Origin of the sequence: Aeromonas sp. HMWF016 (assembly GCF_963878195.1) — a bacterium.
Lineage (GTDB): Bacteria > Pseudomonadota > Gammaproteobacteria > Enterobacterales > Aeromonadaceae > Aeromonas > Aeromonas lacus.
Genome location: NZ_CAWNWX010000122.1, coordinates 134,786 through 157,292 on the forward strand (window position 1 = coordinate 134,786; position 22,507 = coordinate 157,292).

The 22,507-nt window shown below is 58.6% G+C and carries 17 protein-coding genes; 6 read left to right on the forward strand and 11 right to left on the reverse strand.

Annotated features, from left to right (window positions below; translation table 11 throughout):
- Positions 1–7 precede the first annotated feature (7 nt).
- The 3 genes from dapB to carB all read left to right on the forward strand — a co-directional run bounded on the left by dapB (position 8) and on the right by carB (position 5,869).
- Positions 8–820 (forward strand): 4-hydroxy-tetrahydrodipicolinate reductase, encoded by an 813-nt coding sequence (dapB, locus tag AACS24_RS21315; RefSeq protein ID WP_041208985.1) that lies wholly within the window; start codon positions 8–10, stop codon positions 818–820.
- Between the two features lie 667 nt (positions 821–1,487).
- Positions 1,488–2,624, forward strand: coding sequence for a glutamine-hydrolyzing carbamoyl-phosphate synthase small subunit (carA, locus tag AACS24_RS21320; protein WP_108571924.1), 1,137 nt, complete (start codon positions 1,488–1,490; stop codon positions 2,622–2,624).
- A 20-nt stretch (positions 2,625–2,644) separates the two neighbouring features.
- Complete coding sequence (carB, locus tag AACS24_RS21325) at positions 2,645–5,869, forward strand: carbamoyl-phosphate synthase large subunit (protein ID WP_108571925.1); 3,225 nt, start codon at positions 2,645–2,647, stop codon at positions 5,867–5,869.
- A 124-nt stretch (positions 5,870–5,993) separates the two neighbouring features.
- On the opposite strand, the gene AACS24_RS21330 is transcribed toward carB, so the two are convergent.
- A complete protein-coding gene (locus tag AACS24_RS21330; RefSeq protein ID WP_108571943.1) occupies positions 5,994–7,028 on the reverse strand; it encodes a sterol desaturase family protein in 1,035 nt (344 codons plus the stop codon).
- Between the two features lie 257 nt (positions 7,029–7,285).
- Between AACS24_RS21330 and AACS24_RS21335 the strand changes: the two genes are divergently transcribed.
- Positions 7,286–8,467 carry a DUF1615 domain-containing protein gene (locus AACS24_RS21335; protein ID WP_258223019.1) on the forward strand — a complete coding sequence of 394 codons (1,182 nt, stop codon included), beginning with the start codon at positions 7,286–7,288 and terminating at the stop codon, positions 8,465–8,467.
- Between the two features lie 94 nt (positions 8,468–8,561).
- On the opposite strand, the gene AACS24_RS21340 is transcribed toward AACS24_RS21335, so the two are convergent.
- The 3 genes from AACS24_RS21340 to AACS24_RS21350 are packed head-to-tail and all read right to left on the reverse strand — an operon-like array spanning position 8,562 to position 11,148.
- Entirely contained in the window at positions 8,562–9,497 is a 936-nt protein-coding gene (locus AACS24_RS21340; protein WP_375124404.1) for a P-loop ATPase, Sll1717 family, read from the reverse strand.
- Positions 9,488–10,240, reverse strand: coding sequence for a hypothetical protein (locus tag AACS24_RS21345; protein WP_219927744.1), 753 nt, complete (start codon positions 10,238–10,240; stop codon positions 9,488–9,490). The genes AACS24_RS21340 and AACS24_RS21345 overlap by 10 nt, the downstream gene beginning before the upstream one ends.
- Before the next feature lie 44 nt (positions 10,241–10,284).
- A complete protein-coding gene (locus AACS24_RS21350) occupies positions 10,285–11,148 on the reverse strand; it encodes a nuclease-related domain-containing protein (RefSeq protein ID WP_108571926.1) in 864 nt (287 codons plus the stop codon).
- 256 nt (positions 11,149–11,404) lie between these two features.
- On the opposite strand from AACS24_RS21350, the gene katG reads away from it, so the two are divergent.
- The gene (gene katG, locus AACS24_RS21355) at positions 11,405–13,591 is read left to right on the forward strand and encodes a catalase/peroxidase HPI (RefSeq protein ID WP_108571927.1); all 2,187 of its coding nucleotides are present in this window, start codon (positions 11,405–11,407) and stop codon (positions 13,589–13,591) included.
- 340 nt (positions 13,592–13,931) lie between these two features.
- Here katG and AACS24_RS21360 read toward each other — a convergent pair whose 3' ends face one another.
- Positions 13,932–14,852 carry a hypothetical protein gene (locus AACS24_RS21360; protein WP_258223022.1) on the reverse strand — a complete coding sequence of 307 codons (921 nt, stop codon included), beginning with the start codon at positions 14,850–14,852 and terminating at the stop codon, positions 13,932–13,934.
- Between the two features lie 254 nt (positions 14,853–15,106).
- Between AACS24_RS21360 and AACS24_RS21365 the strand changes: the two genes are divergently transcribed.
- Positions 15,107–15,982 carry a flagellar protein MotY gene (locus AACS24_RS21365; protein WP_033113578.1) on the forward strand — a complete coding sequence of 292 codons (876 nt, stop codon included), beginning with the start codon at positions 15,107–15,109 and terminating at the stop codon, positions 15,980–15,982.
- An 86-nt stretch (positions 15,983–16,068) separates the two neighbouring features.
- Here AACS24_RS21365 and gloA read toward each other — a convergent pair whose 3' ends face one another.
- The 6 genes from gloA to rsxC are packed head-to-tail and all read right to left on the reverse strand — an operon-like array spanning position 16,069 to position 22,506.
- A complete protein-coding gene (gene gloA, locus AACS24_RS21370) occupies positions 16,069–16,482 on the reverse strand; it encodes a lactoylglutathione lyase (RefSeq protein ID WP_005337610.1) in 414 nt (137 codons plus the stop codon).
- 56 nt (positions 16,483–16,538) lie between these two features.
- The gene (gene nth / locus AACS24_RS21375) at positions 16,539–17,180 is read right to left on the reverse strand and encodes an endonuclease III (protein ID WP_042056548.1); all 642 of its coding nucleotides are present in this window, start codon (positions 17,178–17,180) and stop codon (positions 16,539–16,541) included.
- A gap of 16 nt (positions 17,181–17,196) precedes the next feature.
- Positions 17,197–17,958 carry an electron transport complex subunit E gene (locus AACS24_RS21380; protein ID WP_375124398.1) on the reverse strand — a complete coding sequence of 254 codons (762 nt, stop codon included), beginning with the start codon at positions 17,956–17,958 and terminating at the stop codon, positions 17,197–17,199.
- Between the two features lie 18 nt (positions 17,959–17,976).
- Positions 17,977–18,609 (reverse strand): electron transport complex subunit RsxG, encoded by a 633-nt coding sequence (rsxG, locus tag AACS24_RS21385; protein ID WP_033113576.1) that lies wholly within the window; start codon positions 18,607–18,609, stop codon positions 17,977–17,979.
- A gap of 43 nt (positions 18,610–18,652) precedes the next feature.
- Positions 18,653–19,705: an electron transport complex subunit RsxD gene (gene rsxD, locus AACS24_RS21390; protein ID WP_108571929.1), complete on the reverse strand. Its 1,053-nt coding sequence runs from the start codon at positions 19,703–19,705 to the stop codon at positions 18,653–18,655.
- A 44-nt stretch (positions 19,706–19,749) separates the two neighbouring features.
- Positions 19,750–22,506, reverse strand: a complete 2,757-nt coding sequence (gene rsxC / locus AACS24_RS21395) for an electron transport complex subunit RsxC (protein WP_108571930.1) — start codon at positions 22,504–22,506, stop codon at positions 19,750–19,752.
- Between the last annotated feature and the right edge of the window lies 1 nt (position 22,507).

Sequence of the window (22,507 nt, forward strand, 5' to 3'; positions counted from 1 at the left end):
GGTGGAGATGGACAATCCGATCCGTGTGGCCGTGATGGGCTGTAATGGTCGTATGGGCAAGGTGCTGCTGGAGGCTGTCACCAACACCGAAGGGGTGGTGGTTGGCGCGGCGCTGGAGCGGCCGGGGTCGGCGGTGATCGGTCTGGATGCTGGCGATCTCAACGGGCTGGGTCATCTGGGTGTGGCCATCAGCGACAGCCTCGACAAGGTGCGCGACCAGTTTGACCTTATCATCGACTTCACCCGCCCCGAGGTGACCCTGGCCAATCTGGCCTTTGCGCTGGCCCATAACAAGCAGATGGTGATTGGCACCACCGGCTTTGACGAGGCAGGTAAAGCCGCCCTTAAAGAGGCGGGCAAGCAGATCGGTATCGTGTTCGCCTCCAACTACTCGGTCGGGGTCAATCTGGTGTTCAAACTGCTGGAGCAGGCCGCCAAGGTAATGGGCGACTATACCGATATCGAGATCATCGAAGGGCACCACAGACACAAGGTGGATGCGCCGTCCGGCACTGCCCTCTCCATGGGCGAGGTAGTGGCCAAGACGCTGGGCCGGGATCTGAAAGAGTGCGCTGTTTATGGCCGCGAGGGGATCACCGGCGAGCGGGATCGCAACACCATCGGCTTTGCCACCATCCGCGCCGGCGATCTGGTGGGTGAGCACACCGTCATGTTTGCCGACATCGGCGAGCGGGTGGAGATCAGTCACAAGGCCTCCAGCCGTCTTACCTTTGCCAACGGTGCAGTGCGCGCCGGCAAGTGGCTGCGCCAGCAGGGCGCCGGTCTTTATGACATGCAGGATGTGCTCAATCTGAAGTGATTACTCCACTTTAGTCTGTCTGATCATCCTGTCTGACCAAACCCCGGCTTGCCGGGGTTTTTGCTGTTTGCTGAACAGAAAGTTACACAAATGCTGGTTAGTACGCTTCTTTTGATTCAGTCAGGCAAAAACAATCATTTCATTTTGTTCACTCCTTTTATCGCCGTGAAATGTCATTGCGAGGTAACAATCTTTGATGCATTTACGGCATCTGTAGCCATTTTTTCACATCACTCAAAATGGACTAAAAATTCAAACATGGAAAAACGTTTGCTGTTTTGTGTGTCAACAAAACCACACGTAAAAGGCACCTTTCTTCACTTGGATTATTCTTTGCGTTGATTTTAATTTGTTGTTTTAAAATGATTTAAAGTTACCTTTTGTCTATTTTGTTGTGGTTTGTGAAGGTTTTTGGTCTGATTTCAAATTTTCTTTTACCGTAGGGGCTTGAAAAGCAATTGAGTGCATAGATAATGGGTAATGTTGCCTTTTTATTGAATTTAGATGCATTTCATCTAAGAAAAGACGTTGAAATGCCACTTTTTTTAAGTAGAATGCGCCCAATTTGCCAGAAATCTGCCGGGTTCGAGTCCTGTCCAAGGCCGGAACCGAGCCCGCAACACCCAGGTAAATTGCTGAATTTAAAGCTAAATAACTGGAGGTTGTCTTGAATCACACTGCATTGCTAGTGCTGGAAGATGGAACTGTATTCAAAGGCGTGTCGATAGGCGCCGAGGGATGTTCCGTTGGTGAAGTGGTTTTCAATACGTCGATGACGGGCTATCAGGAAATCCTCACCGATCCCTCTTATTCCCGTCAGATAGTCACCCTCACTTACCCCCATATAGGCAACACCGGCACCAACAGCGAAGATGAAGAGTCCAGTCAAATCCATGCTCAGGGATTGATCATCCGGGACCTTCCGATACTTGCCTCCAATTTCCGCAATCAGCAATCCCTCTCCGAATACCTCAAGTCTCACAACATCGTTGGCATCGCCGACATCGACACCCGCAAACTGACCCGCATCCTGCGCGAAAAAGGCGCCCAGGCTGGCTGCATTCTGGCGGGCAAACAGGTTGATGAAGCCTATGCACTCGAACAGGCCCGCGCCTTCCCCGGTCTGAAGGGGATGGATCTGGCCAAAGAGGTGACGGTTGGTGAAGCGTACAACTGGACCGAAGGGAGCTGGCAGCTTGGCAAGGGGCACGTCACCCCGGATGCCGACCAGCTGAAATACCACGTGGTGGCCTACGATTTCGGCGTCAAGCGCAACATTCTGCGGATGCTGGTTGACCGTGGTTGCCGCCTGACCGTAGTTCCGGCCAAGACACCGGCTGCCGAGGTACTGGCGCTGAACCCGGATGGCATCTTCCTCTCCAACGGCCCCGGCGACCCCGAGCCGTGCGACTATGCCATCGAAGCCATCGAGACCTTCCTCGGCACCAATACCCCGGTGTTTGGCATCTGTCTGGGTCACCAGCTGCTGGGTCTGGCCTCCGGTGCCAAGACCGTCAAGATGAAGTTTGGCCACCACGGTGCCAACCACCCGGTGAAGAGCCTCGACGACAACACAGTGATGATCACCGCCCAGAACCACGGCTTTGCGGTGGATGAGAACAGCCTGCCGGATTGCCTGCGCGCCACCCACGTCTCCCTGTTCGACGGGTCGCTGCAAGGCATCCATCGCACCGACCGTCCGGCCTTCAGCTTTCAGGGTCACCCCGAAGCGAGCCCGGGCCCGCACGATTGTGCCGGTCTCTTTGACCACTTTATTGAATTGATTAAGCAGTATCGCGCCTAAGGAATAGAGGAAAGAGTTTCATGCCAAAACGTAACGACCTTCAGAGCATCCTGATCCTCGGCGCCGGCCCCATCGTCATCGGCCAGGCCTGCGAATTTGACTACTCCGGCGCCCAGGCGTGCAAAGCCCTGCGCGAGGAGGGCTACCGCGTCATTCTGGTCAACTCCAACCCGGCCACCATCATGACCGATCCGGAGATGGCGGACGCCACCTACATCGAGCCCATCACCTGGGAAGTGGTACGCGAAATCATCAAGAAAGAGCGCCCGGACGCCATTCTGCCCACCATGGGCGGCCAGACTGCGCTCAACTGCGCTCTGGCACTGGAGAAGCATGGCGTGCTGGCCGAGTTCGGTGTCGAGATGATCGGTGCCACCGCCGATGCCATCGACAAGGCCGAAGACCGCTCCCGTTTTGACAAGGCGATGCGCAGCATTGGCCTGGAGTGCCCGCGTGCCGGCATCGCCCACAACATGGAAGAGGCGTGGGGCGTGCAGCAGATGGTCGGCTTCCCCTGCATCATCCGTCCCTCCTTTACCATGGGCGGCTCAGGTGGCGGCATCGCCTACAACACCGAAGAGTTCGTCGAGATCTGCGAGCGCGGTCTGGACTTGTCGCCGACCAAAGAGCTGCTCATCGATGAGTCGCTGATTGGCTGGAAAGAGTATGAGATGGAGGTGGTGCGGGATCGCAACGACAACTGCATCATCGTCTGCGCCATCGAAAACTTCGACCCCATGGGTATCCACACCGGTGACTCCATCACGGTCGCGCCAGCCCAGACGCTGACCGACAAGGAGTACCAGCTGATGCGCAACGCCTCCATGGCGGTGCTGCGCGAAATCGGCGTCGAGACCGGCGGCTCCAACGTCCAGTTCGGTATCAACCCGAAAGATGGCCGCATGGTCATCATCGAGATGAACCCGCGGGTGTCGCGCTCCTCCGCGCTGGCCTCCAAGGCGACCGGTTTCCCCATCGCCAAGATCGCAGCCAAGCTCGCCATCGGTTACACCCTCGACGAGCTGATGAACGACATCACCGGTGGCCGCACCCCGGCCTCCTTCGAGCCGGCCATCGACTACGTGGTCACCAAGGTCCCGCGCTTCAACTTCGAAAAATTCGCTGGTGCCAATGACCGCCTGACGACCCAGATGAAGTCGGTCGGTGAAGTGATGGCCATCGGTCGCAACTTCCAGGAGTCCCTGCACAAGGCGCTGCGTGGTCTCGAGACCGGCAAGGCGGGCTTCGACCCCATGGTGGATCTGAACGCCCCGGACTCCCTGACCCGCATCCGTCACGAGCTGCAGGATGCTGGTGCCGAGCGTATCTTCTACATCGCCGATGCCTTCCGTGCCGGCCTCTCCATGGACGGCATCTTCAAGCTGACCAAGATTGACCCCTGGTTCCTGGTGCAGATTGAAGAGCTGGTGAAACTGGAAGAAGAGGTGAAAGAGCGCGGCATGGCCGGTCTCGATGCGGACTTCCTGCGCGCCCTCAAGCGCAAGGGCTTTGCCGATGCGCGTCTGGCCAAGATCCTCGGAGTGGCCGAAGGCGAAGTGCGCAAGCTGCGTGCCCGCCACAATATCTTCCCGGTCTACAAGCGGGTCGATACCTGCGCCGCCGAGTTCGCCACCAACACCGCCTACATGTATTCGAGCTATGACGAGGAGTGCGAAGCGGCCCCGAGCAACCGTGACAAGATCATGGTCATCGGTGGCGGCCCGAACCGTATCGGTCAGGGCATCGAGTTTGACTACTGCTGCGTGCACGCGGCGCTGGCCCTGCGCGAAGACGGTTACGAGACCATCATGGTCAACTGCAACCCGGAGACCGTATCTACCGATTACGACACCTCGGATCGCCTCTACTTCGAGCCGGTGACCCTGGAAGATGTGCTGGAAATCGTGCGCATCGAAAAACCCAAGGGCGTCATCGTCCAGTACGGTGGTCAGACCCCGCTGAAACTGGCCCGTGCGCTCGAAGCCAACGGCGTGCCGATTATCGGTACCAGCCCGGATGCCATCGACCGCGCCGAAGACCGCGAACGCTTCCAGTCCGCGGTTGAGCGCCTCGGCCTCAAGCAGCCGGAAAACGGCACTGTCACCGCGCTGGAGCAGGCGGTTGTGGTGGCCGAGCGCATCACCTACCCGCTGGTGGTTCGCCCCTCCTACGTGCTGGGTGGCCGCGCCATGGAGATCGTCTACGACGAGACCGACCTGCGTCGCTACTTCGCCGAGGCGGTGAGCGTCTCCAACGAATCGCCGGTACTGCTGGACCGCTTCCTGGACGATGCCACCGAGCTGGACGTGGATGCCATCTGCGACGGTACCGATGTAGTCATCGGCGGCATCATGGAGCACATCGAGCAGGCCGGTATCCACTCCGGTGACTCCGGTTGCTCCCTGCCGCCCTACACCCTGTCCAAGAAGATTCAGGATGAGATCCGCGAGCAGGTGCGCAAACTGGCACTGGAGCTCGGCGTTATCGGCCTGATGAACGTGCAGTTCGCGGTCAAGGGCAATGACATCTACCTCATCGAGGTGAACCCGCGTGCCGCCCGTACCGTGCCGTTCGTCTCCAAGGCGACCGGTGCGCCGCTAGCCAAGATTGCCGCCCGCGTGATGGCTGGTCAGAGCCTGAAAGAGCAGGGCTTTACCAAAGAGATCATCCCGCCCTACTACTCGGTGAAAGAGGTGGTGCTGCCGTTCGCCAAGTTCCCGGGTGTTGACCCGCTGCTGGGGCCGGAGATGCGCTCTACCGGTGAGGTGATGGGTGTAGGCAGCAGCTTTGCCGAGGCCTATGCCAAGGCGCAGCTGGGTGCCAACCACGCCGTACCGAAAGAGGGTCGTGCCCTCTTGTCTGTGCGTCACAGTGACAAGGCGCAAGTGGTCGATTTGGCCGCCAAGCTGCTGGAGCTGGGTTACGAGCTCGACGCCACCCACGGCACCGCAGTGGCGCTTGGCGAGGCGAGCATCAACCCGCGTCTGGTCAACAAGGTGCACGAAGGTCGCCCGCACATTCTCGACCGCATCAAGAATGGCGAGTACACCTACATCGTCAACACCGCCGAAGGGCGGGTGGCCATCGAGGACTCCAAGCAGCTGCGCCGCGCCGCCCTGCAGAACAAGGTGGCGTATACCACCACCATGAACGAGGCATTCGCGACCTGCATGGCCATCAGCGTGGATGCCACTGCCAGCGTCAACTCGGTGCAGGAGTTGCACGAGCGGGTGAACAACCGCTAACGCTCTGCGAGCGAGCCAGACTCGCTCCGCATAGATAACAAGCCCCCGCCAGCAATGGCGGGGGCTTTTTTATGACGACGGGTTGGGTGCTGCGAGGCGCGGACTTATGGGGCGAAGAGCGTAACTACCGTAAATCAGGCTGCGGTTTGCGGCTGCGAGGACGGGGCAGGGCATGCCACAGCTTGCGGGCCGTGACCAGAAAGGGGCGCAGGATCAGCGCGCCCAGGCGGCTGTAGCGCACATTGTCTTTTGGGCCCACTCCGAAGGTGAGGGGCTCTGGCTGGTGGTTGGTGACGTAAAGAGTGCCGTACCACCAGTCCCACAGCGACAGGTTGATACCAAAGTTGTGGTTAAAGTGGCGGGGATCCCGGCTGTGGTGGATCTGGTGCTGGGCCGGGCTGTTGAAGATATGCTCCAGCCGCGGGCCAAACGACAGCCAGATATGGCTATGGCGCAAATTGGCGGCCAGCGAGTTGAAGATCAGCACCAGATAGCTCACCCCAAACAGGGTGTAGGGACGCACGGAGCTGCCGCACAGCCAGTAGAATGCGCCGGAGTAGAGGGCGAGAGCGCACCCCTTGAGCAGGATTTCAGAGAGCTTTTCCACCAGATGAATGCGACTGGCGGTCGGCGGCACCAGCACGGTGGCGCTGTGGTGCACCTTGTGAAACTCCCACAGCCAGCGGCTGTGAAATACACGGTGCAGCCAGTAGTGGACGAAATCGCTGACCAGAAATACCCCGAGGCCATAAAGCATCATCAGCCAGCTCGCCTCGGCCAGACGGGGACGCTCACCCCACAGACGGGTGAGCGCGGAGGTAATATCTGTTGCCTGCAAAAGCCAGGGGTTGAGCAGAGTCAGGATCGGCACGATCAGGGCCACATGGAGCAGGGCGCGCACCAGATAGTACTGGTAATCGAGCAGGGCGGAGGGATGCAGCCAGATGGCCCGGCCGCCGAGAAAACCGGCGAAACTGCCAGCTGCAGGGCCCTGCTGGCGCCGGCGCATACGGTAGAGGAGGTAGGCAATAAGGCCGGATATCAGCAGGAAGGGGAGTCCAAGCCGCCCGTTGAAGTCAAACAATCCGGTCAGGCAGTGCCAGAGCGGAGTGAGCAGCCACTGCTGCACGTAAGCAAAGAGAGGGGCGAGCGTATCCATAGGGTCCATACCGTGAGCATCCTGGCGGCGGCATTCTAAATGTAAACAACTCTCGATAAAAGCCCATGTCTTTGGTCGGGTCATACCTGTTGTCGGGTCATATCTGGGGGCGCTCCTGTTGCGGCAACCCCTTTCTGGTCAGGGAGAGGGGCGAGGCGATGGGACTTTAGCCTTGTGGATCAATTCTCTACAATGAGCCATCATGTGTGCGCCCGCCGCCTAGCGGGTTTGCCTCCAGCCTCAGTACCGGATATTCGATGACGCTCTCTCTCTTTTCTGTTTCCCCTGCCATGCGCACGCTGGCGCTGTTGATCCCCTTGCTGCTGGCCGGCTGTGCCAGCGATCCCGCTTCTGCCCCGGCGCCTGGCGACACAACAGGCGCGACTACGCCTGCCAAAAAAGCGACCCCGCCAGCCATGCAGCCGCGCAAGCCGGCGGACATGAAGAGCCGCATCGTGAGGTTTCTGCCCCGCCATGTGGTCGACAAGCAGGGGTGGGCCAACGATGTGGTGACGGCGCTCACTACCCAGGGGGTGACAGTCAACGATCACAACGTCTGTACCGTGCTGGCGGTGGCGGAGCAGGAGGCGACCTATCAGGCCGACCCTGTGGTGCCGGGCCTTGGCAAGATCGCCTGGAAGGAGATCAACTCGCGGGCGGCCAAGCTGCTGATCCCCGAGTTTATGGTGCGGGCCGCGCTCTCCATCAACTCGCCGACCGGCAAGAGCTATGCCGAGCGCATCGATGCGCTTCGCACCGAGCGGGAGATGAGCGAAATTTTCGAGGACATGATCAGCATGCTGCCGATGGGCAAGACCCTGTTTGGCAACATGAACCCGGTGCATACCGGCGGCCCGATGCAGGTGAGCATCGCCTTTGCCGAGGCCAATACCCGCGGGTACCCCTATCCGGTCAAGGAGTCCATCCGCCACGAAGTCTTTACCCGCCGTGGCGGTATCTGGTTTGGTACCAAACATATCTTCGGCTATGAGGCGGAGTACCCCGATACCCTCTACCGTTTCGCCGACTTCAACGCCGGCTGGTATGCAAGTCGCAACGCCGCTTTTCAGGCCGCCGTCAGCCGTTTGAGCGGTACCCCGCTGGCTCTGGATGGCGATCTGATCCGCTACGACTCCGAACTGCCGGGCAAGACGGAACTTGCGGTCTATACCATCGCCAGCCGGATCAATATGAGCCAGCAGGCGATCCACCAGAGCCTGAAACTCGGCGATACCGCCGAATTTGGCCAGAGCGACCTCTATCATCGCGTGTTTACGCTGGCAGACCAGAAAGCGGGCAAGCGGCTACCCCGCGCCATCCTGCCGGGTATTCAGCTTAAAAGCCCCAAGATCACCCGCAACCTCACCACCGCCTGGTTTGCCAAGCGGGTGGATGACAGGGAGCAACGCTGCGTGCGGCAGATGGCGACCATTCGCTAAGAAACACAACAAGGGCGGCCAATTGGCCGCCAAGGCTATAAATAGGGAGGAAATTAAGTTTGTATGGGATACGTTCTCCAAAATGAATTACATGTTAGTTTACGTCATCATCAATAGGGTCAAATCTTGTATGCCCATCAACATCAACATCTAGAGATCGGTATAGCATCTTATGTATTTTTAGTTGTTGTGCTCTTTTAACCTCACCTCTTGATACGGAGGTTTGATCTAGGAAAGACCATATAAATGTACTAAGTGAACTCATTTTTATGCCAATTGCCCCAACATGATAAAGACAAATTAACATTCTGTTGAGTACTTCAGTTAATTTCGTTTCACCAGTAGTTTCTAAATACTCCTTAGAAGAAATAACACATGGATCATTATTGTTTTGTGCGCATAAATCTGAAATTACATTGTCTAAACGAGGGCCGCTTAGTACAGACCGAGTAAATGTATGTGGTAGACCTCTCAATATTTCTACTGTGTCATCGAATGATGGGTATATTTCCCCCCATTCTTCTTTAAGTGATTTGAGTCGTTTTTCTGAGTATTGAGCCTCTGCGGCATAGATAGCTCGCCAAGAAACGCAATCTCTACCGTATGCGGATTTAAAACATTCATTTATAAATTGTAAAACATCCCTTGGTCTATAGAGAGTTCTTTCGAGAATGAAGTCTGCAGATGTTTGATCTTTCCCCTTCTTTGCTGTTGGAAATATATCATCAAATGATATTTGCTCTTTAGTATATTGCTTACGGAAAACCTCATTAATTCTTCTTTCAATTAACTCTCGCAGCTCACCCTTATCCCAGTGAATTTGCAGGATATAAGATTCATATTTTTCCTCTTGGAATCCAGGGCTTCTCGTCATATCAAAGACTAAATCAAGAAGATCTTTCCGCATAGCTGCGATAATTTTTACATTCTCTAATTTTCTAAAAGTTTTAATTTCCTCAATAAGAGCCCTTATGAATCTGCATCGTGTCTCAGTGTTTGCCCAGTGCTCATCAAGCTGATCTATAAGGATGTAGAAGCGTTTTTGGGGTCATTGAATGAATGAACAGATAAAAGCTCTAACATTTCATTGAGTTTTTTTATCTGTAACCCGCTAACTATCTGACTTGCTCTTTGTTTTACTTCAACTTTTTCTTCATCGCTTAATTTCTTAGCTCCTTGTAGACTTAAATTTACATTGTTGTACTTTGCGCCTAGTGTTGCCTTTGTATCATGCTCAAGTTTTTTGGTGATGACTTTTAAATGCTCATCAGTATCTAACCAAAATTTATCCCCCCATTCTCTAAAATATTCAATTGCTTTATTTTTAACCTCATCTTTTCTGAAGAAATTTGTTATGCTGTCAAGAAAATTTCGATTGTCCAAGTCATTCTTTATGTCATATCGAATTTTCAAGACCTCAACAATAAGAATGTGTCGCCATAGTAATCTATAAAAAAGGTCTAGATTTACACCAATTGCATTCATAAACTGGATAATGTCGGAGTATTCTAAAAATCTTACTGAAATATCATTTGGGTCTATTTTTACATGTTTCTCTGTGGCTTGAGATATTTTATAAAGAATCGCGCTTTTACCGGCCCCAGTTCTACCTAATATTATGGATTTTGGACTGTGCACATCGCATAATTGTTCAATATATCCTTTGTCTATAAAGCAAGAATCGAGAAGGTCTGTATCTGTTTCTGCATCTAAATCTCCGATCTGTAAATTTTGCCTGATGATTATTTTATTGTGTATTTTCGCTGAGTTCATTATTTATGCCTTGTATTAATAAACAAAAATCACATGTTATAAATTTACTGAATGTTTTTTGGTAAAATTTTTCTGCATTTAGGGTATCCACTGCATCCCCAAAATTGATGGCCTCTGTTATCCCCACGTTTGGCGGTGCGTAATACCATCAGGTTGCCGCATCTGGGGCATAGCGGAGTTGGCTTGGTGAGCGATTCGGTAATGGTGGGCGCGGCGTTGACGACTTGATTGGCAACCGGCTTAGCAGTCATGGACAAAGGTGGGTGGGGAGCATCGCTGTGACGTGCCTTTAGCTGCGCCACATGCTGTTTATGGGTCTGCCAATTGGCGGTCAGTCGTCCCTGCTGGATGGTATCGATCACCCGGGTGACCTCGGCTGGGGTCAAGACGGGCGTGGTCTTGCCCTTGATATAGCGAATAAGTCCACGATTCATCACGTTTTCCGGCATCGGGGTTTTAAAGGTGCAGTCGCCAATAAAGTAGATGATCGAGTGGAGCTGATGATCCGCCAGCCCCAGCAGGGATTTGAGCGTCATCAGGTGCAGATAGTTCTGGCGCAGCGGATTTTGAAAGCTGTGTCTGCGGCGAAAGAGCTGTTGCGTCCAGCTCTTGTGGGCCGGATTGCCAAATATCCACCCCTTGATGTTTTTGGTCTCGATGACAAACACCCCGAAGCGCGAAACGAGCACATGGTCGATTTGGGTGCTCCCCTCAGGGGTCGGCAGGGTCACGTTCTTGAGCAGATGGTACTCCCGCTGGTCGAGAAACAGCCGGATACCGAGATTGATAAATGCCTCCCCGATCATCCCCTTGAACCAGGGCGTTTTGATCAGGGTGACAATCAGCAGCAGGGGCAGCAGATACCAGAGCTGGCCCAGCAAAACCGCAATAACAGGTGTGAAGTCCATTTCAACGCTGTCGGATGGTGTGCAATGGCCACATGTTAACAGTGTGTTCAACAAGCTTGTGTGATCTATGCCACTACTACTCTGCCAGCGCCTACATTGTTCTGTTTGTTACCCGGTGACGAGATAGTTCAATCGCAAAACCAGATTGAATTGAACTTTTTTATTCGGTTTTTTAAGTGAGTGGTGGGGGGTAGGCTAGTCTCAACTGCGAAGCGAAGGGTTTCGCCGTCATTATGACCACAATGAGGATCTGAAGATGGACAAACACGCTAGCGGGGCCGGTCAGTGCCCCTTTGCCCACGGTGCCAATACCTCTGCCAGCCAGGAGCATCAAGTCTGGTGGCCCAATGCCCTCAACCTCGACATCCTGCATCAGCATGACCGCAAGACCAATCCGATGGATGAGACTTTCGATTATGCCGACGCCTTCAACAGTCTCGATTACGATGCCCTCAAGGCTGACCTCCATGCCCTGATGACCGACAGCCAGCCCTGGTGGCCGGCCGATTGGGGCCACTACGGCGGCCTGATGATCCGCATGGCCTGGCACTCCGCTGGCAGCTATCGCGCCACCGACGGCCGCGGCGGTGCCAACACCGGCAACCAGCGTTTCGCCCCCCTCAACAGCTGGCCCGACAACGGCAACCTCGACAAGGCGCGCCGTCTGCTGTGGCCGATCAAGCAGAAGTACGGCAGCAAGATCTCCTGGGCTGACCTGATGATCCTGGCGGGCAACGTCGCCTATGAATCCATGGGACTCAAGACCTTCGGCTTTGCCGGTGGTCGCGAGGACATCTGGCATCCGGAAAAAGATGTCTACTGGGGTTCCGAGAAGGAGTGGCTGGCGCCGAGCGGCAGTGAAGGGAGCCGTTACAGCGGTGAACGGGATCTGGAGAACCCGCTGGCGGCGGTGATGATGGGGCTGATTTACGTCAACCCGGAAGGGGTGGATGGCAACCCGGATCCTCTGAAAACCGCCCACGACATGCGCGTCACCTTTGCCCGCATGGGGATGAATGACGAAGAGACCGTGGCGCTCACCGCCGGTGGCCACACCGTCGGCAAGGCCCACGGCAACGGCAGCGCAGCCAAACTGGGGCCAGCTCCCGAAGGGGCGGATGTGCACGAGCAGGGGCTGGGCTGGATCAACCACGAGAGCCGCGGTATCGGCCGTGATACGGTGACCAGCGGCCTTGAAGGGGCCTGGACCAGCAACCCGACCCGCTGGGACAACGGCTACTTCAAGATGCTGCTGGGCCACGACTGGTGGCTGAAGAAGAGCCCGGCCGGTGCCTGGCAGTGGGAGCCAGTCGCCATCAAGGAGGAAGATCGCCCGGTGGACGTGGAAGACCCCTCTATCCGCTGCAATCCCATCATGACCGATGCGGACATGGCGCTGCGCTTTGACCCTGTCTACCGGGAGATCTCCGAGCGCTTCGCTGCGGATCAAGACCTCTTCTCCGACGCCTTTGCCCGCGCCTGGTTCAAGCTGACCCACCGCGACATGGGGCCGCGCAGCCGCTATCTGGGGCCGGAAGTGCCGGGCGAAGTCATGGTGTGGCAGGATCCGGTACCGGCGGTGGATTACCAGCTCTCCGATAAGGAGGTGAGCGAGCTCAAGGCCAAGCTGCTGGCCTGCGGCGTAGCACCAGCCGATTTGATCGCTACCGCGTGGGACAGTGCCCGCACCTTCCGCGGCTCCGATTATCGCGGCGGGGCCAACGGTGCCCGCATCCGCCTCGCGCCGATGAAAGCGTGGGAAGGCAACGAGCCCGCTCGCCTCGAGAAGGTGCTCAACGCCCTGATCGCCCTGCAGGCCACCCTGAGCAAGCCGGTCAGCATCGCCGACCTGATTGTGCTGGGCGGCAGCGCAGCGGTGGAGCAGGCGGCCAAGCTGGCTGGCGTTGATATCGTCGTCCCCTTTGCGCCGGGCCGCGGCGATGCCAGCGCCGGGCAGACCGATGCCGAGTCGTTCGCTTTCCTTGAGCCGGTGCACGATGGTTTCCGCAACTGGCAGAAGGGGCACTACAAGGTGCAGCCGGAGGAGATGCTGCTCGACCGTGCCCAGCTGCTGGGGCTTACTGCCCGCGAGATGACCGTGCTGGTCGGCGGTATGCGGGTGCTTGGCTCCAACCACGGCGGTTCGGCCCACGGCGTCTTTACCGACCGGGTCGGGGTGCTTAGCAACGACTTCTTCGTCAACCTGACCGACATGGCCTATAGCTGGCAGCCGACCGGCCGCAACAGCTACCAGATCGTGGATCGCCAGAGCGGCGCGGTGAAGTGGACCGCCACCCGGGTTGATCTGGTGTTTGGATCCAACTCGGTGCTGCGTGCCTACGCCGAGGTCTATGCCCAGCAAGATGGCAAGGAGAAGTTCGTCCGTGACTTCGTCAAGGCCTGGGTCAAGGTGATGAACAACGACCGCTTCGACCTGAAATAAAAGCAGTCAGCTCTGCAAAAACGCCAGCCGCAAGGCTGGCGTTTTTATTGGCGGCAACAGAGAGAGTGAAAAAGGGCATTTTGTGGCCCGATCACCCATTGCCATCAGATCGGAGGGGCGGTTTGTCGGCCCTTTCGAGTGGATGGAAGCTACTTTGCTCCTTGAGTCGCTCCCTTGCAGGCTGGATAGAACGGTAATTAATAAACATTTTACTTTATTAATTCAGAGCTATCTGGGCTGTTACCGCCTCCAGAATCGAGTCACGACAGGGCTGGTGGCCGGGAACCAGCCCGGAAAAGGCCGCCCGATCTCTCTTTATCCCGCGCATATCCCGCTCAGATCAGAAGCTCATGGCCAGTCCGACCGAATAACCGCGGGTGTTGTTGCTGAACATATAGCGGGCGACCAGACGGGTGCGGCTGACGATGATGTCGTACTTGCTGCTGTCGATCTCAAGGCCGAGCCCCAGCGAGTTGAGGGCATTGAAGCCGAGCAGGCCACGCTGCTCGCCGAGGTATTCGGTGCGCGCCCCCTCCATCACATAGCGCAGCGGGCGATCAAGCAGGGTCCAGTCAAACACCGGCGCCCGGCGGCGCAGATAGAGGCCGAGGTTCTCCGCCTCGGCGCTGCCACGCACGCTCTCCGAGGTATTGCCAAAACTCTGCAGGTGCTGGTAGGAGTAGCGCAGCTCGGCATCGATATCCTGGGTTTTGGAGAAGAGCTCGTAGTCGACCATCAGCGAGCCACCCAGCCCGTACATATTGAGCTGGCCATTCTCGAGAAAGTCGAGGGAGTAGCCCTTGGCACGATCGAGCAGCCAGTTGCCGATGCGAATATCGCTGGCCATGGTGCCCAGCGAGATATTGGCGATGGGGCGCAGCACCCAGTGGCCGCCCTGCTTATCCCTGTGCAGGGAGATATCCCAGCCCATGCCGCCCGAGGCGGTGGCGCTGTTCCAGCGGGTGGGGATGGTGCGGTTCTTGCTGCCGTTGCTCATCACAAACTGGGGATCGTAGCGGCTAAAGCCGAGAGCCCCCTCCAGATAAACAGGAAATGATTCGCTGAGGGTGGCACCACCGCCCAGCTGCGCCATGCTGAGGGCGGCCGACTGGCCACTGCCGCTGCCGAGGGAGAGATCGCTGGCGGTGATATCTGGCACCACGGTAAAGCTCATCAGGGAGAGCACGGCATTGGCCCGCTGCTGCGCCCACTCTTCATCCTGGGTTGCGCTCTGGGCGGCGCTGCCGAGCATGGCCAGCATAAGGGGCCACAAGGTCGGGAAGGGGTTGAACATGACACTTTCTCCTGCACGGCGACATCCTGTCACTCAGGCTCTACTGTAGCGAGATCCGCCGCCGTTGGCGCGCATCAGATGCTGTGATTGCCGCTGCAATCCCGATTTTTTTTCAACAGAGGCAAGGGGTTGCCGCCAGCGGCAGCCCTTTGCAGTTTTGCCGCTAAAGGTTGCCTGTCCGCGGCCGATACTCCATATGAGATCGTGTGGAGGACAGGCCGTTGAACGCTTGGAAGTTGGGGTTGATCAGCATATCGGTGAGTATGCAGGTACAGGCTGGGGTGACCGAATTCGGTGCCGGTCTGGATCAATCCGTCTGGCGTTTGACCTCGGACACCCAGATTGAGTGCCGCCTCGAACATCCCATTCCGAACTGGGGAACGGGGGCCTTTGTCAGTCGCGCCGGGCGCAAGATCAATCTCGATTTCGAGCTCAAGGGCAAACGGCCACAGGCCAGAACCGAGACGGTGAGCCTTGGCATCATGCCGCCGGTCTGGCGTCCCGGCATCGCCGGACGGGAAGTGAGCCAGCTCCACTTCTATCAGCAGTTTGATGGGCTGGTAGAGGGGCAGACCGCCTGGACCATGCTCGACGAGCTGGAGGGGGGCAACATGCCTACTTTCCAGTATCGCGACTGGTATCGCCAGAACCGGCCGGTGCGGGTGTCACTCTCGTCGGTCAACTTTAGGGTGAAATATCAGGCCTTTATCGACTGTCAGAGCGGGCTGCTGCCCTACAGCTTCAATGACATCGCCTTTAGCGTGCTCACCTACGACAAGAACAGCGATCAGCTCTCCATCTCCTCCAAACGGCGGCTGGCGATGATCGGCGAATATATCAAGGCGGACAAGAGTATCGATGTGGTGGTGATCGACGCCTACAGCGACAGCTACGGCGGGCGCTGGACCAACCAGAAACTCTCGGAAAAGCGGGCCGATGCCATCAAGAAGGTGTTCGTCGATCTGGGGCTCGATCCCGGCAAGATCTCGGTGGAGGGGCATGGCGAGAAGCAGCACGTTGCCTCCAACGAAACGGAGCAGGGGCGTGCCAAGAACCGGCGGGTGGTCATCAGTATGGGGCGCAACGGCGAGATCTAGTTTTGTTGCCCAATCAGACAAGCATAAAAAAGAGCGCCTGCGCGCTCTTTTTTGATCCTGCCATCGGGCATTTTTACCCGGGCCGCTTAGAAGCTGTCGCCAAGGCCGGTGCCGGCATCTTTCTTGGCAATCAGCTCAATCTTGTAACCGTCCGGATCTTCGACGAAGGCGATCACGGTAGTGCCGCCTTTAACCGGGCCCGGCTCGCGGGTGATCTTGGCACCGGCGGCGCGCAGCGCTTCACAGGTGGCGTAGATGTCGTCCGCTTCCAGCGCGATGTGGCCGTAGGCAGAGCCCAGTTCGTACTCGCTCACCCCCCAGTTGTAGGTCAGCTCGATCACCGCTTCATCTTTCTCGTCACCGTAGCCGACGAAGGCCAGGGTGTACTTGTACTCGCTGTTCTCGCTCTTGCGCAGCAGCTTCATGCCAAGGACGCGGGTGTAGAAGTCGATGGAGCGTTGCAGATCGCCGACACGCAGCATGGTATGCAGAATTCTCATTGCTCAGTTCTCCGGGTTGGTGATGTGTACTGCTTTCAATCTCGGTTGCGAGGCTGTCAGCTCTCGGGATAGACCTTCTCTTTGTACTCGCACAAGTCCTCGATGATACAGGAACCGCAACGGGGCTTGCGAGCCAGACAGGTGTAACGCCCGTGCAGAATGAGCCAGTGGTGGACATCCAGCTTGAACTCGGCGGGCACCACTTTGAGCAGCTTCTCCTCCACCTGATCCACGTTCTTGCCCACCGCAAAGCCGGTGCGATTCGAGACCCGGAAGATATGGGTATCGACCGCGATGGTGGGCCAGCCAAAGGCGGTGTTGAGCACCACGTTGGCGGTCTTGCGGCCGACACCCGGCAGGGCTTCCAGCGCTTCGCGGTTCTCCGGCACCTCGCCGCCATGGCGCTCCAGCAAGATGGCGCAGGTCTTGATGACGTTCTCGGCCTTGGTGTTGAAGAGGCCAATGGTCTTGATGTACTCCTTGAGCCCGTCCACCCCGAGATCCAGCATCGCCTGCGGGGTGTTGGCCACCGGATAGAGCTTGTCGGTCGCCTTGTTGACGCTGACATCGGTTGCCTGCGCCGAGAGCAGCACGGCGATCAATAGCTCAAACGGCGAGTTGAAGTTGAGCTCGGTGGTGGGGTGGGGATTGTGCTCCCGCAGTCGCTCCAGTATCTCTCTGCGTTTCTGGTTGTTCATGCAGCCTCGCGTGGTGTCATAGCTGGGTGGCCCGGGCACGGACGGGGGGCACATTGCAGTGAGCCACGGTGGTAGCCTGCTTGCGGTCACGCCACTCGTTGATGGCGTTCTTGGCGGCGATCAGCAGCCCCAGCCCGATAAAGCCGCCTGGCGGCAGAATGGCCAGCAGCAGGCTGGCATCGGAGTGGAACAGTTCGATGCGCAGGGATTTTGCCCACTCGCCCAGCAGCAGATCGGCGCCATCAAACAGGGTGCCCATGCCGATGATTTCGCGCATGGTACCAAGCACCAGCAGCACCAGAGTAAAACCCAGCCCCATCATCAAGCCGTCGAGGGCCGCCAGCAGCGGCGGGTTCTTGGAGGCATACGCCTCGGCGCGGCCGATGATGATGCAGTTGGTGACGATGAGGGCGATAAAGATGCCGAGCGCCTGATAGAGGCCATAGGTGTAGGCGTTCATCAGCAGCTGCACGCTGGTCACCAGCGAGGCGATGATCATCACGTAGACCGGGATGCGGATATCCTTCGGCACCCAGTTGCGCACCAGCGAGATAGCGAGGTTGGAGCTGACCAGCACCGCCATGGTGGCAAGGCCGAGCCCCAGCGCATTGGTAAAGGTGGAGGAGACGGCGAGGGTCGGGCAGAGCCCCAGCACCTGCACCAGCGAGGGGTTGTTCTTCCACAGCCCCTGTACCATCAGCTCCTTGAGCTCGCCCTTGCGGCTTTCCAGCTCGGCGATCGGGGCTGTGCCCGTTTCAATCTGTTCCATCTGTGTCATGACGGGGTCGACTCCGGTTTATTGTGCGGCCGGACAAGCCGGGGCGTTGCTGAGCAGTTCCGGGTGCTCGTGCTGCAGTTTCAGCAGGTTTTTCACCGCCTTGACCACGGCACGGGGGGTGATGGTGGCGCCGGTAAAGGCATCGAACTCACCGCCATCCTTCTTCACTGCCCACTCAGATTCATTGTCGGCGGTCAGGGATTTTCCGGTAAAGCTGTTGATCCAGTTCGATTTTTTCAATTCGATCTTGTCACCAAGGCCGGGCGTCTCTTTGTGAGCGAGCACTCGGACCGCGCTGACGGTGCCCTTGGCATCAAAGCCCGCCACGATGCGGATGGCACCGCTGTAGCCATCCGGCGCGATGGCCTCCAGCGCATAGCCGGTCACCACGCCATTTTTGCTGGCGGTATAGAGGGCCTGCGGCTGATCGCTGCCCAGATACTTCCTGCTGGTGACCAGCTTGCAGCTGGTCACCAGATCGTTGTCATAGCTGCCGGCAGGCAGCAGCGCCTCCAGCGTCTGCAACTTCTCCAGTTGCTGCTGGTGGGCGATCTTGTCCTTGGTCAACTCGTTGGTCAGCACCACCAGTGCGGTGCAGCCCAGCGCGAACATGGCCAGGATAAGGCCGTTCTTGCGCATGCTCTTTAACATGTCCGGGCTCCGTCAGCTGTGATGGGGAAAGAGGGCAGAAACATCATTGGCGACGGGCTCCATACACTTTCGGACGAGTCAGGCTGTCGATAAAGGGCACGCAGAGGTTGGCCAGCAGCACGGCGAAGGCGAAGGCATCCGGGTAGCCGCCAAAGCGGCGAATGATGTAGACCAGCACTCCGATCAGCACGCCATAGACCAGTCGGCCGCGTGGCGTGGTGCAGGCGCTGACCGGGTCGGTGGCGATAAAGAAGGCCCCCAGCATGGTGGCGCCGCTAAAGAGATGGAACATCGGCGTAGCGGTGGCATCCGGGCTCATCAGGTAGCCGAGGGTCGCCGCCGCCAGCAGGGAGCCCAGAATGGCGGTCGGAATGCGCCAGTTGATCACCTTCTGTTGCAGCAGGAACAGGCCGCCCAGCAGATAGCCGAGGTTGACCCAGCTCCAGCCGATGCCACCCCAACCCTCAAACAGCGGGCCGCTCAGGATCTCGCCGGTGGTGAGCCCCTGGGTCAGGCCGGTTTTCAGGGTATCGAGCGGAGTCGCCATGGTCAGCCCATCCACCCCCTGCTTGAGCTGGGCCATGCTGTAGCCGTCGAGGCTAAAGCCGGTGAAGATGACCGACGCGGCATCGCCAAAGCCGAGGCTGTAGGCGCGCACGCTCTCCGGCGGCAGCCAGCTGGTCATCTGCACCGGGAAGGAGACCAGCAGCAGCACGTAGGCCACCATGGCCGGGTTGAACAGATTCTGGCCCAGTCCGCCGTAGAGCTGCTTGGCGATAATGATGGCGAAGGCAGTGCCCACTACCATCATCCACCACGGCAGCAGCGGCGGCAGGGAGAGACCGATCAGCACGGCGGTGAGGGCGGCGCTGCCATCCATCAGGGCCGGTTTGACGGGGCGGCCCCGCAGCTTGAGCACCAGCGCCTCACTCATCAGCGCAGTCACCAGCGCAATCAGGATCTGGATAAAGGAGCCCCAGCCGAAGAACCAGGTCTGGGCCAGCAAGCCCGGCACACAGGCCAGGATCACCAGCAGCATCAGGGTTCGGGTCTGTTTGCGGTTATGGGCAAACGGCGCAGTCGCGATATTGAACATGGATTAGTGCATTACCTCGTTGTTTAACGATGGGCCAGCGAGCATCAGCGCGGCTCGGCGTCGGATGATGATCCCTCATCCGGGGTGGCCCCACTGGCCCTGGCCGCTTCAGCAGCCAGTTTTTTCGCCTTGGCGCGGGCGACGGCAGCGGCGATGGCTGCCTTCTTCGGGTCAACGCTCGCCTCGGCAACGGCCGCTTCGGCCACGGCCTCGCTCACCGGCTCGGCGAGTGCTTGCTCACCGCGAGCCCCTTCTGCTGCCTGCATTGGCTCACCTTGTTCAGCTGCCTGCTGGGCCGCCTTCTTGGCCTTGGCGCGGGCAATGGCTGCGGCGATAGCGGCTTTCTTGGGATCGACCGCTTCGCTGACCGCAGATGGTTCATCGCTTTGGGTTGCAGCCGTTTCGCTGGTGCCTTCGGTGGCAGTCAGGTCGCCCTCAGCGCTGTCAGCCTGCTGGGCTGCCTTTTTGGCTTTGGCCCGGGCAATGGCAGCCGCGATAGCGGCTTTCTTGGGATCAACCGCTTCGCTGATAGCAGATTGCACATCGCTTTGGGTTGCAGCCGTGTCGCTGGTGCCTTCGGTTGCAGTCAGATCGCCCTCAGCGCTGTCACCCTGCTGGGCTGCCTTCTTGGCTTTGGCCCGAGCGATGGCAGCAGCGATCGCCGCCTTCTTGGGATCGACTGCTTCGCTGGCAGCAGATGGCACATCGCTTTGGGTTGCTGCCGTTTCGCTGGTGCCAGCGTTTGCAGTCAGATCGCCCTCAGCGCTGTCGCCCTGCTGGGCGGCCTTCTTGGCCTTGGCCCGCGCAATGGCAGCGGCGATAGCCGCCTTCTTGGGATCGGCGGGCGCATCGCTTTGGATGTCTGCGTCGGCTGCTGCGCTGTGATCTGCGCTCACCGGTTCGCCATTCGCCTCAGCCTTTTTGGCTTTGGCACGGGCAATGGCGGCGGCGATAGCCGCTTTTTTCGGATCGGCGTCTGCTGCAGGCTGGCTCTCGGCCGCGCTATCTGTAGCAGGAGCATCGCCAGCCTGAGCCGCTTTCTTGGCCTTGGCACGAGCAAGGGCCGCGGCGATGGCTGCTTTCTTGGGATCGCTGGCGGGGTCAACCGCCTCGGCGGATTGCGGCGCAGCGGCAGTTTCGCTGTTTGCGCTCTCCGCCAGCTTGGCGGCGCGGCGCGCTTCCGCTTCCCGTTTGCGCGCTTCGCGAGCGGCGATCACGGCGCTATTGTCGGGCAAGCCTTCGCCTGTGGCCGCAATGGCGGTGATGGGCGCATCCTGTTTGGCCTTGATGCGGGCCAGCGCTGCGGCAACCGGATCTTCTCCGCCTGCGGCAGTCATCGCCTGACGGCGCTGGGCGGCGGCTTCGGCATGGCGGGCTTCGCGGGCTGCTTTCTCCCGCTCGAAACGGGCTTGCTTGGCTTCGAAACGCTGCTTGGCGCGCTCGGCCTTCTCGGCTTCGGCACGGGCTTCGCGAATGTCATCCTTGGCGATCTTGTAGTACTGCACCAGCGGGATCTCGCTCGGGCAGACCCAGGCACAGGCACCGCACTCGATGCAGTCCATCAGGTTGAGCTTCTCGGCCTTGTCGTACTCTTTGGCCTTGCTGTACCAGTAGAGCTCTTGCGGCAGCAGGCTGGCCGGGCAGGCATCGGCACAGGCGCTGCAACGGATGCAGGCCTGCTCCGGGCCGGGAGCGGGCAGTTCGGCCTGTGTCGGCGCCAGCAGGCAGTTGGTGGCTTTGACCACCGGCACCATGGCGTGGGGCAGGGTAAAGCCCATCATGGGGCCCCCCATGATCACCCGCTGCTCCGCCTCCGGTTGCAGCTCGAAGCGCTGCAGCAGCCAGCGCACCGGCGTACCGAGGCGTACCCAGGCGTTGCCGGGTTTCTTGAAGCTGTCGCCGGTGAGGGTGACGATCCGCTCGATCAACGGCTCGCCGTCGATGATGGCGCGCTTGATGGCAAACACGGTGGCGACGTTGAGCACCATGATACCGATATCGACCGCGCGGCCGCCTTTGGGTACCTGACGGCCGGTGAGCAGCTCGATGGTCTGCTTGGCGCCGCCTGAGGGGTACTTGGTCGGCACCGTCTTGACCAACACATCCGGGTCTGTGGCGTGGCGAGTCAGCTCGGTGATCGCCTCGGGCTTGTTGTCTTCCACCCCGATCAGGGTCAGCTTGGGTTTGAGCAGGTGCTTGAGCACCCGGATGCCATCCATGATCTCGCCTGAGTACTGCTGCATCAGCCGATCGTCGGTGGTGATATAGGGTTCGCACTCCAGCCCGTTGACGATCAGGATCTCGGTGAGCTGACCGCGGCCATCGAGCTTGCTGTGGGTGGGGAATACGGCGCCGCCAAGGCCGGCAATGCCCGCCTGCTGGATGCGCTCGAGCAGTTCGCCCCGCTCCAGATTCCAGTAATCGGGCTTGCCGTCGAGCTCGCCCCACTCATCCTCGCCATCCGGGGTGAGGATGACGCAGAGATCGTCGAGCCCGGAAGGGTGGGCAACCGTGTGGTTGGCAATCTCGGTGATGGTGCCCGAGGTGGAGGCGTGCACCGGCACCACCCGCCCTCTGGCATAACGGGTCAGTGGCTGACCCTTCTTGACCTTGTCACCCACCTGCACCAGCAGGTCGCCGGCGGCGCCTGCGTGCTGGCGCACCGGAATGATCAGGCGCGGCGGCAGACCGGCCTGCTCGACCGGCGTCTGGCTCGATTGCAGTTTGTTCTCCGGCGGATGGATGCCACCGTGAAAGTCCCAGATATTCCCGGCTTTGATACGTTCGAGTAAAGACTGCATG

What these genes read in the sequence shown, in the direction of transcription:
- katG (WP_108571927.1), top strand. Translation starts at nt 11,405, where the DNA reads ATGGACAAACACGCTAGCGGGGCCGGTCAGTGCCCCTTTGCCCACGGT.
- rsxC (WP_108571930.1), bottom strand. Translation starts at nt 22,506, where the DNA reads ATGCAGTCTTTACTCGAACGTATCAAAGCCGGGAATATCTGGGACTTT.
- AACS24_RS21345 (WP_219927744.1), bottom strand. Translation starts at nt 10,240, where the DNA reads ATGAACTCAGCGAAAATACACAATAAAATAATCATCAGGCAAAATTTA.
- dapB (WP_041208985.1), top strand. Translation starts at nt 8, where the DNA reads ATGGACAATCCGATCCGTGTGGCCGTGATGGGCTGTAATGGTCGTATG.
- rsxG (WP_033113576.1), bottom strand. Translation starts at nt 18,609, where the DNA reads ATGTTAAAGAGCATGCGCAAGAACGGCCTTATCCTGGCCATGTTCGCG.
- nth (WP_042056548.1), bottom strand. Translation starts at nt 17,180, where the DNA reads ATGAACAACCAGAAACGCAGAGAGATACTGGAGCGACTGCGGGAGCAC.
- rsxD (WP_108571929.1), bottom strand. Translation starts at nt 19,705, where the DNA reads ATGTTCAATATCGCGACTGCGCCGTTTGCCCATAACCGCAAACAGACC.
- AACS24_RS21350 (WP_108571926.1), bottom strand. Translation starts at nt 11,148, where the DNA reads ATGGACTTCACACCTGTTATTGCGGTTTTGCTGGGCCAGCTCTGGTAT.
- AACS24_RS21380 (WP_375124398.1), bottom strand. Translation starts at nt 17,958, where the DNA reads ATGACACAGATGGAACAGATTGAAACGGGCACAGCCCCGATCGCCGAG.
- gloA (WP_005337610.1), bottom strand. Translation starts at nt 16,482, where the DNA reads ATGAGAATTCTGCATACCATGCTGCGTGTCGGCGATCTGCAACGCTCC.
- AACS24_RS21335 (WP_258223019.1), top strand. Translation starts at nt 7,286, where the DNA reads ATGACGCTCTCTCTCTTTTCTGTTTCCCCTGCCATGCGCACGCTGGCG.
- AACS24_RS21360 (WP_258223022.1), bottom strand. Translation starts at nt 14,852, where the DNA reads ATGCTGGCCATGCTCGGCAGCGCCGCCCAGAGCGCAACCCAGGATGAA.
- carB (WP_108571925.1), top strand. Translation starts at nt 2,645, where the DNA reads ATGCCAAAACGTAACGACCTTCAGAGCATCCTGATCCTCGGCGCCGGC.
- AACS24_RS21330 (WP_108571943.1), bottom strand. Translation starts at nt 7,028, where the DNA reads ATGGATACGCTCGCCCCTCTCTTTGCTTACGTGCAGCAGTGGCTGCTC.